At 45.6% G+C, this 13333-nt stretch carries 8 protein-coding genes and 1 pseudogene; 2 read left to right on the top strand and 7 right to left on the bottom strand.

Annotation, left to right across the window (positions count from 1 at the left end):
- Nucleotides 1-152 precede the first annotated feature (152 nt).
- Nucleotides 153-2753: a pentapeptide repeat-containing protein gene (locus QZ938_RS31525; RefSeq protein WP_293356103.1), complete on the top strand. Its 2601-nt coding sequence runs from the start codon at nt 153-155 to the stop codon at nt 2751-2753.
- Nucleotides 2754-3184: 431 nt separating this feature from the next.
- Here the strand turns inward: QZ938_RS31525 and QZ938_RS31530 are convergent, their stop codons facing one another.
- The 3 genes from QZ938_RS31530 to QZ938_RS31540 form a co-directional block, all read right to left on the bottom strand.
- Nucleotides 3185-4975: an ABC transporter ATP-binding protein gene (locus QZ938_RS31530; RefSeq protein ID WP_293356100.1), complete on the bottom strand. Its 1791-nt coding sequence runs from the start codon at nt 4973-4975 to the stop codon at nt 3185-3187.
- A gap of 345 nt (nt 4976-5320) precedes the next feature.
- A complete protein-coding gene (locus tag QZ938_RS31535; RefSeq protein WP_293356097.1) occupies nt 5321-5788 on the bottom strand; it encodes an FxLYD domain-containing protein in 468 nt (155 codons plus the stop codon).
- Nucleotides 5789-5886: 98 nt separating this feature from the next.
- A complete protein-coding gene (locus QZ938_RS31540) occupies nt 5887-7584 on the bottom strand; it encodes an NAD(P)/FAD-dependent oxidoreductase (RefSeq protein WP_293356094.1) in 1698 nt (565 codons plus the stop codon).
- Nucleotides 7585-7683: 99 nt separating this feature from the next.
- Between QZ938_RS31540 and QZ938_RS31545 the strand changes: the two genes are divergently transcribed.
- On the top strand, nt 7684-8598 hold the full coding sequence (locus QZ938_RS31545; protein ID WP_293356091.1) for a PPC domain-containing protein: 915 nt from the start codon (nt 7684-7686) through the stop codon (nt 8596-8598).
- Between the two features lie 509 nt (nt 8599-9107).
- Here the strand turns inward: QZ938_RS31545 and QZ938_RS31550 are convergent.
- The 4 genes and pseudogenes from QZ938_RS31550 to QZ938_RS31565 form a co-directional block, all read right to left on the bottom strand.
- Nucleotides 9108-9719: a hypothetical protein gene (locus QZ938_RS31550; RefSeq protein ID WP_293147133.1), complete on the bottom strand. Its 612-nt coding sequence runs from the start codon at nt 9717-9719 to the stop codon at nt 9108-9110.
- 52 nt (nt 9720-9771) lie between these two features.
- On the bottom strand, nt 9772-10947 hold the full coding sequence (gene ribD / locus QZ938_RS31555; RefSeq protein ID WP_293147131.1) for a bifunctional diaminohydroxyphosphoribosylaminopyrimidine deaminase/5-amino-6-(5-phosphoribosylamino)uracil reductase RibD: 1176 nt from the start codon (nt 10945-10947) through the stop codon (nt 9772-9774).
- 82 nt (nt 10948-11029) lie between these two features.
- Complete coding sequence (locus QZ938_RS31560; RefSeq protein ID WP_293147366.1) at nt 11030-12172, bottom strand: transposase; 1143 nt, start codon at nt 12170-12172, stop codon at nt 11030-11032.
- Nucleotides 12111-12740, bottom strand: a pseudogene (locus QZ938_RS31565) (IS607 family transposase). Before QZ938_RS31565 ends, QZ938_RS31560 begins: the two are co-directional and overlap by 62 nt.
- Nucleotides 12741-13333: the final 593 nt, after the last annotated feature.

The following is a 13333-nucleotide window of genomic DNA, read 5'->3' on the forward strand; positions in this document are numbered from 1 at the left end:
GTAGTATATTGTAGGATGATTTGTCTTGTGAAATAGTCTTTGGCGTCATGTATCCTATTTTATAACACTTTTTTTACTCTGCTTACTTTTTTCTCTCCTACCCCGAATTATTGAGCGGATACCTTTACTTTTTGTGCGAGTTATCGTGGGAAATGCTGTCTACCGACCAAATGAGCCTCAATTATCGCGGTTTTCCCGATCGCATTCGAGGCCTGTTTGGTTCCATAGTCCAAGAGGAAAAAGACTTAGACCACTGGCACTATGACATGATGGGTCAAACCATGCTGATCCGCAATGCCGATGGCGATTATACTCCAGCGCACCGTTCGTTATTAGAGTTTTTTGTTGCTTATAAATTTGCAGCGGAATTGGGAGTTTTGGCAGCAGATTTTACCGAATTAGTTGCACCGGAACAGTCTTGTGTAAATCCTGATGTTGAGGCTCAATTATACACTTGGTCTAATTATTGTCGGCTTCAGGCGGAAAAGAGAAATAAGAATCAACTTATCGCAGCTTTGCAGGGATTTGCTGCTGAAGATTTAGGGCAACTCCGTCAGAGTTTTGGACAAGCGCGGCTGACAAAAGCAGTGATGGATTTGTTGTTACCGATGCTCGTAGGGGCGGTGCCCCCGTGCCCGCCCGGCCCGGGTTTAGGGGCAACCACGGGGGGATTGCCCCTACTTGAAATTCTGGAAGCAACGCGGGGAAAAACTGAAAGTGAAGTAGGTTATGTGGGAGGGAATGCGGCGACGCTGTTGGTGAAAATCGATCGCACTGCGTTAGAAGCAAAAGACCTTTCTCGTGCAGTTATTTTAGGTGCTGATTTTACAAATGCCAGCCTGCGACACGTTGATTTTACTCACGCAAATTTAACAGAGTCTGTTTTTACTAAAATCTTTGGTAATGTTCGGTCAGTAATCTTTAGTCCTGATGGCAAACTGTTAGCTACAGGTGATACTGATGGCGTAGTTCGCTTGTGGGAACCTAGCAGTGGCAGAGAAATATTGACCTGTAAAGGACATAGCAACGTAGTGGAGTCAGTCGCCTTCAGTCCTGACGGTAAAATACTTGTTAGCGGGAGTTATGACAAAACAATTAAGTTATGGGATTTCAAAACTGGTGAATGTTTAAATTGTTTTGAGGGCCATACCGAATCAGTAATGTCAGTCAGATTCAATCCTGATGGCAATGTACTCGCTAGTGGGAGTTTTGATGGCACCGTAAGGTTATGGGATATTCGCACTGGCGAATGCTGCAAAATTTTGCAAGACCAGACTAAAGTTGTATTTTCAGTGGCTTTCCATCCTGCTGGTGAAATGCTTGCCACTGGGAGTGGCGATCAAACAATAAAGCTATGGAATATCAAAAGTGGTGAATGTCTGAAAATATTCGAGGGACATACTAAAAATGTGTTTTCAGTTGCTTTCAATCCTACTGGTGAAATACTTGCTAGTGGCAGTGGCGACGAAACAGTGAAATTGTGGAATGTTGGTACTGGTGAATGTCTCAAAACATTGGAAGGACATTTCGATCAAGTACGGTCAATAGCCCTCAGTCCAAATGACGGAATACTTGCAAGTGGTAGTTACGATCGTACAGCGAAGCTGTGGGATATCCATACTGGTGAATGTTTGAATACGTTGCAAGGGCATAGCAATTCAGTAACGTCAATCGCCTTTAATCCTGCGGGTGAAATACTTGTTAGCGGTAATTATGACCAAACACTGAGGCTGTGGGATATCCATACTGGTGAATGCTTGAATACCTTGCAAGGGCATAGCAATCAAGTAAGGTCGATCGCCTTCAGTCCGAACGGTGAAATACTTGCTAGCGGCGATGATTCGCATACAGTCAAGCTGTGGGATGTTCGCAGTGGTGAGTGCCTCAAAATCTTGCACGGGCATCTCGATCGGGTACACTTAGTTTCCTTCAGTCTTTCGGGTGAAATACTTGCCAGTGCTAGTTTTGACGAAACACTGAGGCTGTGGGATATTCGCAGTGGTGAATGCCTCCATACTTTGCCAGAGTGTGGAAAGGAAGTACACTCGATCGCCTTTATTTCAAATGGTGAAATACTTGCTAGTGCAGGTTATGACCAAACGGTGAGGCTGTGGGATATCGGTACTGGCGAATGCCTCAAAACCTTGCCAGGGAATAACAGTTCAGTATACTCGGCTGCCTTCAGTCCTTTGGGCGAGATATTTGCGAGTACAGGTTTTGACCAAAAGGTGAAGCTGTGGGATATCCAAACTGGTGAATGCCTCCAAGTCTTTCAGGGGCATACGGGCTGGACACGCGCGATCGCCTTCAGTCCGAACGGTGAAATACTTGCTAGCGGAAGTGCCGATCGCACAATCAGACTATGGGATGTCCGCAGCGGTGAATGCCTTCAAATCTTACAGGGGCATACTGATTGGATACGTTCAGTTGCCTTTAGTTCTTCTAGTGAAATAGTTGTTAGTGGAAGTGTAGATGGAACGGTAAGACTATGGGATATCCGTACAGGTGAATGTCTCAAAATTTTGCAAGGTCATACCAGTAGAATTAACTCTGTTGCCTTCAATTCAAATGGAAAAACTATTGCTGCTTGCAGTCGGAATGGCACAATTAGACTTTGGGATTTTGAGACTGGTGAGTGCATCAAAAGACTAAAAAGCGATCGACCTTATGAGGAGATGAATATCGCGGGCGTTACGGGTTTAACGGAAGTTGAAAAAGCCACGCTTAAAGCTTTAGGGGCTGTGGAAAATTGATCGTTGCAAAGGAGGAATTATGCAGTCAGCAATACGGATTACAACCAAGGTTGTTGACAGCATTTACGCGCGGGCAGTCAGAAACCGGGTTTTTTCCAGAATACTTCGTTGTGTCCAGTAGATTCGGCTAAAAACCCGGTTTCTTGGGTTTCGGTGTTACGCAAATCCCCGTAGGGGCGAAGCATTCGGGCGACAATATACTAGAAAAACCCGAATTAAAATATCCGAATGCTTCGCCCAAACCACACAAACGAACCATGAGAACCTCATCTATCCCAAAATTAATCGTACATCACCGTAAATCTTACAAACAACAGGAACTCGCGCGCCGGAGGGTGAAGCATTTGGACATAAAATATCGCATTTGATTCATAAATTACCGCCCAAATGCTTCACCCCTACATCTCGCTCAAAAATAATATCAAAGTACCCTACTGACTGAATTGCTGAGCATAATAACGAGCATATCGATCGCCCTTTTCGAGCAATTCCTCGTGCGTCCCCGATTCCATCACTCTACCTTTTTCGAGCACTAATATGCGATCGGCTTTCCGTACAGTCGCCAAACGGTGCGCGATAATAAACACAGTGCGATCGCGCATCAATCTTTCCAAGGCCTCCTGCACCAAAGCTTCCGACTCCGAATCTAGCGCTGAAGTAGCTTCATCGAGGATCAGAATTCGCGGATCTAGCAAAACTGCGCGGGCGATCGCAATTCTTTGTTTTTGACCGCCAGATAAGTTTACTCCCCTTTCCCCCACCCAAGTTTGATAACCGTCGGGAAACTCGCTGATAAATTGATGGGCGTTGGCAATTTCCGCCGCTTTTTGCACATCTTTTAGTTCATAATAAGACTGACCAAAAGCAATATTTTGAGCAATTGTACCCGAAAATAAAATAGTTTCTTGCGGCACAATTCCGATTTGTCGGCGCAGTGTATTTAATGTCACATCTTGAATATCAATCCCGTCAATAAAAATTTGTCCAGCTTGCGGATCGTAAAATCTGGGCAACAAATTTACTAACGTAGTTTTTCCCGCACCGGATGCGCCGACAAGGGCTATCATTTCTCCAGGAAGTACCAGCAAACTCATACTTTGCAAAATCGGAACCCCCCCTTGCCCCCCCTTATCAAGGGGGGGTTGAAGCTGTTTTCCCTCCTTATCAAGTAGAGGTTGAGAAGGGTAGGCAAAATTAATATTGCGGTATTCGACTTTTCCGGTAACATGGGGAAGTTCGATCGCACCCGGCTTCTCGACTACCGTAGATTCAATGGCTAAAAGCTCAAAAATGCGATCGCTAGAAGCCTCTCCCTGCTTGAAATCGCCGTAATTTGCAGTGGTAATTGCGATCGGGTCAATTAACAGTGCTACTCCTGCGATATAACTGATAAATTGCGTACCAGTGAGGTTTCCTTGAGCAATTTGCCAACCACCGAGGAAAAACAGCAAAATTACGCTCATCGCTTCCAGAAAGCCAACTACGACGAACTGAAGTGCTTTTACTCTTTCCGACAAATACTTCGCGCGGCGGTTTTGTTCCGCTTCTTCTGCAAAGCGGGCAATTTCGTAATCTTCCGCTACAAACGCTTTGATTAAACGAATGCCGCTAAATACTTCTGTCAGCAAAGCTGATAAATCAGAAATGCGATTTTGACTTTGGCGCGAATAACTCAGCAGTCTTTCGCCAAACCAGCCAATTAAGATTGCCATCAGCGGTGCAATAATTAATGCACCCAAGGTTAATTGCCAGTTGAGATAAATCATATATCCCATGACTGCAATTAGCTGCAACACACAAGGAATAAACTGATGAAAAAATTTATTTACAACTTCACCAATCCGATCGATATCTTCTGTGAGGCGGTAGGATAAGTCTCCGGTTTTGGCGGTTTCAAAGTAGCCGATATCGAGTTTTTGGAGGTGGGAGTAGACTTTTTTACGAATTTCTAAAGCAATAGTCAAGGCTGCTTTTGCCATCAGCGTATCTTGACCGTACTGGGCTGTACCGCGAATCAAAAATATAACTGCGCTGAGTGCCGCAATTTGCGCGAATCCTTGTAAATCTCCTTTTCCTATAAATTTGGCTGTTTCGCCAACCAGCCACGCGATTATCGGCCAAAATATGGTAAAGACTACGGTACAAGCTAATGCTTTACCGATGGTTTGTTTTTGGGGACGGAGGTAGGGTAAGATTTGCCAGTATGTCGATCGAGTTTTCAAGATATTTTGCCCTCGCAAGTTCTGTTTTTAGAGATTAGGATTTACGCATTTCCATCCCCATAGGGTATTTTCAAACCCGGAGATCCCCCCTAACCCCCCTTAATAAGGGGGGGGACAAGATTATTCTCTTTCGTCCCCCGAATTGACGGGGATTTAGGCAGGGTGGTTTTATTGTCGTCAGACAAATTAGGTACGTAGTTGCGCTTGAGCGCTCTTTATAAGATTAGGAAAAAGCGCAAAGATTGCAAGTACGTACCTTGATCCAAGCGCGAGCCGACCTTTGAGCGATAATTAGAGATATCTGAGCCAAAATATGATAGCAGCGATCGGCTAAACACTCGACAATCATTCCTGAGCATCTGCATGAGTCGCCTGCACCTTAGTCCCCGCGACAACTGCGCCCCGAAAGGCTGCTGACTCTCCGGGTGCCAGAGTAGCTGGTAGAGTGTCGATAAATCCGTTATCAATTAAATTACCTGACTCGTCCAAAACTTCATAATTGACTTTCACATTCTTGATTGTTTTGCAGCCTTGATTGAACACTTTACCGCTAAAAATTTTGCCATCATAATTTGCCTGGGCAATTGATACTTTTGCCGCCATGTTTGCACCAGCAACGCAAGTTTGAGCGGTTTTAGGAGTTGGCAGTTTTTCGCAAAGTTTCCCTAAGTCTACGGTTTTGCCGTCGGGGGTTTTCATGTAGCAAAACGGTTCGTCAATTTGTGAAATTTGAATTTTGGTATTTGTAGAATCTGCCAGCAAAGGGCTAGCTGAGATTTGCGAGATTAGCAATATTGATAAGTTTAGTATCAACGGAACTCTCATAATTAATTAAGGTATGTAGTTGGGCTTTAGCCCTCTTTATAATATTAGGAAAGAGCGCTTAAGCGCAACTACGTACCTAAACTGGATTATCTAATCCTCGGCTTCCTATTGCGAAGATTCCGCGCTCCGGGAACTTTCCGACTGGGACGGCGCTGGTTCAAACTGCTTGCAGTTCGAGCATTCACAGCATCAGCAGAAGCGATTAAACCCAAGTCTTGCAAAATTTCCACAGCCGCCCTTTGTCCAGTTTCGCAACCGCCTTCCATGTAACCTTGATTTTCCAGCGAAGTGTGTTCCCCAGCAAAATATAAATTGCCAAATCGTTCGCCTTCTACGCCATACATTTGCGTCCACTGTCCGACTAAATAACAGGAATAAGAACCTTTAAAAAAACGTTCTCCCGACCAAAAAGCTCGGACAGCTTTGCCGGTTCTCAAGTTTCTAACTCCGGGGAAAACTCTATCAAATTGTCCCAAAAATCTTTGTGCTTGCTCTTCGGGAGTTCCCGCACCGATCGCCAAACCCTGCTTTCCTCCTGTAAACTCAGTAACTAAAGCATTAGCAGTAGGAGCAAAAGGCGTAGCTTCCCAGGTGTTTTGGAATCCTAAATCGGTAAACACAGAAGCAGTCGATTGATAAGTATCTCGCCAAATTCGGCTGCGGTAGCCGGTAATTAACTTAGAATTAGTACCGTAGCCCAACTGCTCGATCGCCCTGCGCTTCGGTTGGGGCAAAGGTACGTTAATTTTAACGTCTCGCAGAGTGCTGAAGGGCAAAGCTAATAAAACTCGTTCGTAAGTGCGATCGATCGCGCTTTGTCCCGATCGCAAATTCACCCGATAGCGGCCATCCGGCAACAGAGTAATCGCTTCCAAAATTGTCCCCGTCTCGATCGAACCAGACAACCTATCCGCTAAACGGTTGACAATTTGACTGTTGCCGCCATCAATTTGATAGCGCTCGTCGCTGTTACCGTACAATTGAAAACTGTCAGCTTCAGTACCTATCAAAAACAGCAGATTCAACGCCGACTGTTCCTCAGGATCTCTGCCGAATTCAGTGGCGTAAGCAACGCGCAGCAACTGCCGGACAATCGTGCTAGTATTACCTTGCTCTAGATATTCAGCGATCGAAAGATTGTCCAATCTTTCCGCAGCTTCCGTAAAATCTTGATAGCTAAATTCATCTCCAACTGACTTTAAATCAGCATTGATTTTACTGGCTAGCGGCGCAAAATCTGCGATTATTTGCGCTACAGAAAATCGGCGCCCTTGAAAGAAAAAAGTATCCTTTACAAAGGCCCGCTGTACGTTAACTAAGTCGATCGCCCGCAAACCCAATTCCGACGCCAGGGAAATCAAAGTAGTATGGCCGGTATCAATAAATTCTCCCCCCACATCCGCGAAAATCTGCGTTCCAGCCACCTTAGGCACCGTGCGAATCCTCCCCCCCACGCGGTTAGTTGCCTCAATGATATCGGCACGCACGCCCCCCTGGCGCAGCCGATAGGCAGCCGTCAAACCAGCAATTCCGGCACCTACAACCAAAATGGGCGATCGTCCGCGCTGCTGAGCAAAAGCTCCCTCGCGGGTAAAAGTCGCAGCAGCGACAGCCCCCGCAGCAGCTAAACCCCCATGCAGCAACCCGCGCCGAGATATGGGAAAATTGGGAGTGCGATCTGCCAGCATCCCCAGTAACTCATCAGCCGGAATGCCCGTTTCCCTCGATTTTTGGGCAATAATCGCAGCGCGCCGTAGCATTGTCATCAGTGCAGATTTAGCCATAATTGAGACGCCCTCACAAAAAAAATGATGTAAACTGGATTCTCGATCGAATTTGATTGTGCACTTTCCAGATTAAAGTACAAAGAGATTTTTTTAATAATGCTAACCCTGAGAACACTGTTCGACAGCAAATTTTATCTTGAAAACAACCCAGATGTCGCCGTAGCAGTCGCCAGAGGCACAGTATCGACTCCCTTCGATCACTACGAAAAAATTGGTCAATTTGAAAATCGCGATCCTAATGCCCTGTTTGACGCCAGCTATTATTTAGACACCAATTCAGATGTCACAGTGTCAGCCGAAAAAAACAAATTTTCCGGCGCCCAGCACTTGATTAAATTCGGTCAATTTGAACGGCGGAACCCCAACCCTTTCTTCGATGTGGGTTTTTATTTAACAAGCAACCCGGATGTGCAAACAGCAGTCCAAACCAATCAATTTAGCGCCTTTGAACACTACTTGAAAGTCGGTCAATTTGAAAACCGCAAAGCCAGCATTTTCTTCGATCCCAAGTTTTATCTAGAAAGATATCCGGCGATCGCAGGAGCAGTCAGCAGCGGTGCAGTCAAAAGTGCGATCGACCATTACATTCAATTCGGTCAACAAGAAGGATTGTTGAGCACTCTCCCCGCTCCCGCCGACGATTTGAGCGCAGCCGAAAATTTGGGAATTCTCACAGACAGTCTAATTGCGAGCGATTTTGTCGGCGCTACCCAAGCAGCAAACATTTACAGTTTCATCCTGAATACTCCGAGCCTTTTTAGTGCAACAGTAGATGGTTTGAGTGCAGATGTGGATGTAGAATTAATTCAGGATCTCAACGGTAACGGCGTCGTTGGATTAGATGATATTATTGCTTCATCTAACAATTTAGGTATAACTTCCGAACAAGTTATCAGTAATGGTGCATTGCCTGCGGGGACTTATTTTGTCCGCGTTTCTCAATTTCAAGGCGATACAGATTACAACTTAAGATTGCTATCCGCTCCGTCAGTAATACCGCCCCAAACTTAAAATCAAATTAACGTATTAGGTACGTAGTTGCGCTTTAGCGCTCTTTATAATATTAGGAAAGAGCGCATTGCTGAATTCAGGTATGAATAGGAATGTAGAGACGTAGCATTGTTACGTCTTTACAGAGGTTTCAGTATCATAGCAAATAATTTTCCTACATCAAATCAGCAACGCCGGAAAGAGCGCTGAAGCGCAACTACGTACCTTAGCCGGGTGCATCTCATTTTTGAAAATATACTCGTAGGGGCGAAGTATTTCGGCAGTAAATATCTGATTCTCACTGATAAATTATGTGCCGAAATGCTTCGCCCTTGTCAAAACCAGATGCACCCTATAGCAATCCTAAATCCATCAAGCGAACACACACTCTTTTCTTATCTTCCTACCCTTCGGGAACGGCTTCGCCGAACGCGAACTTCGCGCCTTCGCGGTTCGTCAAACAAACCTGGTTCACAAATGATTTAGACTTGCTATAAAACAAGCTTCCCAATTACCCATTCCCCAAAGTTTCAATTATTAGTTGTTGGGCCGCCGGGAGAAGGCATGGATTGAATCGGTGTCGGAGGCCAATTAGAGCGACTTCTAGTCAGAGTAGCCGACACCAAAGCATAGCCCAAAACAGCAGGAAGGACGATCGCACTCAAAAACACGATCGCCACCGCCCAAGTCATCGCATTCGACATCGGGCCGTAATGACTGCGGTAAGGGTCAAACGTTGGTAAATTCGACCTCGGGGCATCCCTCAGCGCGATCGGACGTTTGAACCGCACCCGCCTGTCATCGAGCTTTTCGAGCAAAACCCAGCCAACTTCCGCCTCTTCCCGACACAGCTTGTGAAAAATCGCCGGATTGCGAAATAAATCGCTGCTAGCCCGGACAATCTTGTACTCCCAAACTGTCAAATCATCAGGATTGCGATCGGATTTTGGATTGCCATTGGCGATCGCATTTTCAGGCGCAGTCAAATTATCTTCTTGAGATTCGTACCGAGTCAAAACTTCCTCCTCCTCATCACATTTTTGCCCCGCAGCCAATTGCTCGCGGCTCACCAAGACACCTAGAATCGCAGCCTCCAAGCCGAGACTGCCAACCATCAAACTCCAAACCAGAATTTCAGTCATAAAAGGAGTTATAAAGTTAAAAATCAAAACTAAAAAGACTCGCTTTTAACTTTCAATCTTTAATTTTAAAATAGCCTTCCACCACACAATCTGCACCCACCGCGTGCCAAGAAACCCGCTCCAAAGTCAAAGCATCAGTCATTGCTGAAAAGCCCAAATCTCCCACAGGAGTTGGAGCACCTTGGCCGCCGACAATTTTAGGAGCAATAAAAGCCATAATTTTCTGCACTGCACCTTCAGCAATTGCCGAAGCCGCCAAAGTGCCGCCGCACTCCCACAGTACAGACATAAAAGATCGATCGTACAAATAAGTCATTACATTAGTCGGTGTCAGCGTTGACAACTCCACAACTTCCACCCCTTTGGCGATCAAAAATTCCTGAAATTCCGGCTTAACCCCAGGCTCAGTCAGTACCAAAGTAGCCGCTACGGAGGTTTCCCACAACCAAGCCGACTTCGGCAAATCCAGAGAGCGGCTCATTACCACCCGCAAGGGATTGTTTCTGTCAGGCTGGTGGCTTGTTAGTTTCGGATTATCTAGACGCACCGTATTTCCCCCAACAATCACCGCATCGCAGCCGGCACGCACCCGATGTACCTCGCTCCGAGCCTCTTCGCCTGTCACCCAAGCGCTGTGACCGGTAGTAGTAGCAATTTTACCGTCTAAAGTCATCGCATATTTCAAAATTCCGAAAGGCTGGCGGTACAAAATCCGGTGTACGAAAGCCTCGTTGAGTTTCTGACAAGCTTCTCCTTCCACTCCCGCCACCACTTCAATGCCAGCATCCCGCAATCGCGCCAGCCCAGTGCCAGCTACCAATGGATTTGGATCGACCATCCCAGCCACTACTTTTGCCACCTTAGCCTTAACTAAAGCTTCGGAACAGGGAGGAGTCCGGCCGTAGTGGTTGCAAGGTTCCAGGTTCACGTAAACAGTCGCTCCGGCGGCAAGTTCCCCCGCTTCCCGGAGTGCAAACACTTCGGCGTGAGGTTGGCCGGCACCGGGATGGAACCCTTCGCCGACAATCTTACCGTCTCGGACAACTACGGAACCGACGAGGGGGTTGGGTGCGGTTTTGCCGAGGGCGCGGCGGGCCAATTCTATGCAGCGGCGCATCATGGCTCGATCGAACTCTTGAATTGTGCTATTGTCCAGTTGTTTTGTACCTTGCTGCTGTCGATTAGCTAAGTTGGCGATCGGTTTAGCGTCCGCCTCAAAAGTTTCCATGAGATTTTGGTATAGTATCTATCCCTGAGTGTACTGAACTTTAATCCTAATTAAAAATGCTAATTAAAGCTGCCAGATACATTTAACCCGGTAAATCTAGGACTAAGCCCAAACTTACTGTGTATGGCAAGATAGAGAAAGCTGCAAGCTCTCCCGTCAAGGAGGTATCTCTCAAAGCTTTCAATAAAATATTGAAAGCGCCATTTACATCTCTGTCCAGAGTGTGTCCGCATTCTGGACATTTAAACTTTTTAGACCCACCTAATTTTGTGTGAATGTGTCCACATTTTGAACAAGTCTTGGATGTGTATTCTTCGGTCACGTCTACTACAATACAACCAGATTTGGATGCTTGATGCTTCAACATTTGTTTGAACCTATAATGGCTCAAAGTGACCAGGGCTCTAGCTGTTTTTGTCGCTAATTTTCGTTTCCCCTTTTTTACCATCTGCTGCGTTTCAAAAGTCGGCAAAAAAATAATTTTATACTTGGTCACCAAGTATTTAGCAGCCTTCTTGTGTAACTCGTTGACTAAGTTTTTAATCTGAATCCGAATCTGGGTCGCTGACTTTCTCAAGCAATACCTCAATCGTTTGAATTGTCCTCCTTTGTGCAGCCCTATTCTTGACATCAATTTGTCTAAATGTCTTGCTAGTCGGTAGATACGACCAATATCATTTTTTCCTATCTCCAAGATATCACTGCCGTCAAATCCAGTCAAAAACGTTCTAACGCCAGGGTCTAAGGCGATAGCTAAACTGCTTTCGTTTTGCAGAGACTTTGCGGTATCAACTGCATAGCAGATAAACCATTGCCCATTGATTAGTGACAGCGTTGGCTCATGTTCCATTACATCTGCAATTGGTTCGGATACTTTAAATGATAATCCTTTGGTTGCTTGCGGGTAAAAAGTTCCAGACTTCCAGTTACTGACTTGAAACCTGATAGTCTGGGAACGGTCAAATCGGCTTCTAAATTTGGCGATACCCTTTGACTTTTTAGCAGCTTTTTGTGCCTCAAAAGCTTGGAATACTGCCATTTGTCGTGGGTTGTAAGGTTGCTCGGACACCCAGATTGGAGCTGAGTCCATAATCTTTTTTCTGAGGTCATACTTGCCAATCTTTTCTGTTTTCAGGATAGCAATTGCTTGATTGTAACACCATCTACTTGCTGCAATCCAAGTCCTCCATTTCGCTGCTAACTCCGTTTCTGGGTAAACTCGAATCTTCTTTGATAGTAGATTTGTATTTACGCCGGGAGTAGATTCGGCAACTAAAGACGTGGATGATGGCAAGGATATGTTCAACCATTTCTCGTTCACAAGACAGCTCGTTTCTACTGAGAACCATGAGTTGGCAATTGTTTGGCTCGCAGAGCCATTTGATGAGGTCGCTACCCAACCTTGCGAGTCTGTCTTGGTGTCCAACCACAATTGTTGAGATATTTCCTGACATGACTTGTCCCAAAAGGGCAAGCAGTGCTTTTCTTTTGAAGTTGAGGCCCGCGACGATGTCTTTGAAGACGACCGCTTGCGGGTAGATATTTTGGAGGTAGCTGACTTGTCGTTCGAGGTGTTCTCGTTATTTGTAGCTACTGACTCTTGCGTAGATGGCGATAACTCGGTTGTGTCCTGTTCCGAGAACGCTGTCAATGTCCTAGTGTCGTTGGTTGGAGGGGGTTCTGATTGCTGATATTTTGTCGGCAAGCTCCCTGTTTCTAAGAGTTTTCTCTCAGACTTGCAGGATTTCGCAAGCTTTTCGCGGCGTGACATATTTGATCGTCGCTGGTAATATTTTTTACTCTTGATATATACTGCCTGATTTTGACGCTATTTTCCAGGACTTTATGGGAAATTGTTTACTTTGTGACAACAGCTTCAGTCGCGAGTTGCGGGAAACTGGTTATTTGCACAACCAGCAGCGATGTGGAAATTTACCTAAAACATACCTTTCCAGCCATTCTGACTCTACTTTCTAGACTTTTTCTATTTACCTAACGTATTTGCGTCGTTTCAGGCGCTGAGCTAGCTTACTTGTGGGTCATAGCTTTCTAGATAGATTCTAGCTGATGGTGCGTCACGAAAAACCGCCCCGAGGGAGGGCGGTGTGTGGGTGGCTATTTTGGGGGCTACAGCTTGTCAAAAATCACCTTTAGGGCTGATATCAATTTACTTGCTGAGTTAGCCCTGAACCCTGCTTCCTTAGCTTCCACCTTTACTTTAAGTTCCGATAGGTGACTTATGTTGTCATCCTCTGTTACAGCCCACATTCCGCAGATGTGGGTCGGATTTTTTTATCAGTTATAAAAACTGGGAAGCCAAACTATTTTGGGCTGAAATTATGCAGTGTTAGCGTCACAGAAGCTTGTTAAATTCAGCTAAATTAAG

This window comes from Microcoleus sp. CAWBG27 (genome assembly GCF_020883145.1).
In the GTDB taxonomy this organism is placed as follows: Bacteria; Cyanobacteriota; Cyanobacteriia; order Cyanobacteriales; family Microcoleaceae; genus Microcoleus.

What these genes read in the sequence shown, in the direction of transcription:
- QZ938_RS31545 (WP_293356091.1), top strand. Translation starts at nt 7,684, where the DNA reads ATGCTAACCCTGAGAACACTGTTCGACAGCAAATTTTATCTTGAAAAC.
- QZ938_RS31540 (WP_293356094.1), bottom strand. Translation starts at nt 7,584, where the DNA reads ATGGCTAAATCTGCACTGATGACAATGCTACGGCGCGCTGCGATTATT.
- QZ938_RS31525 (WP_293356103.1), top strand. Translation starts at nt 153, where the DNA reads ATGCTGTCTACCGACCAAATGAGCCTCAATTATCGCGGTTTTCCCGAT.
- QZ938_RS31550 (WP_293147133.1), bottom strand. Translation starts at nt 9,719, where the DNA reads ATGACTGAAATTCTGGTTTGGAGTTTGATGGTTGGCAGTCTCGGCTTG.
- ribD (WP_293147131.1), bottom strand. Translation starts at nt 10,947, where the DNA reads ATGGAAACTTTTGAGGCGGACGCTAAACCGATCGCCAACTTAGCTAAT.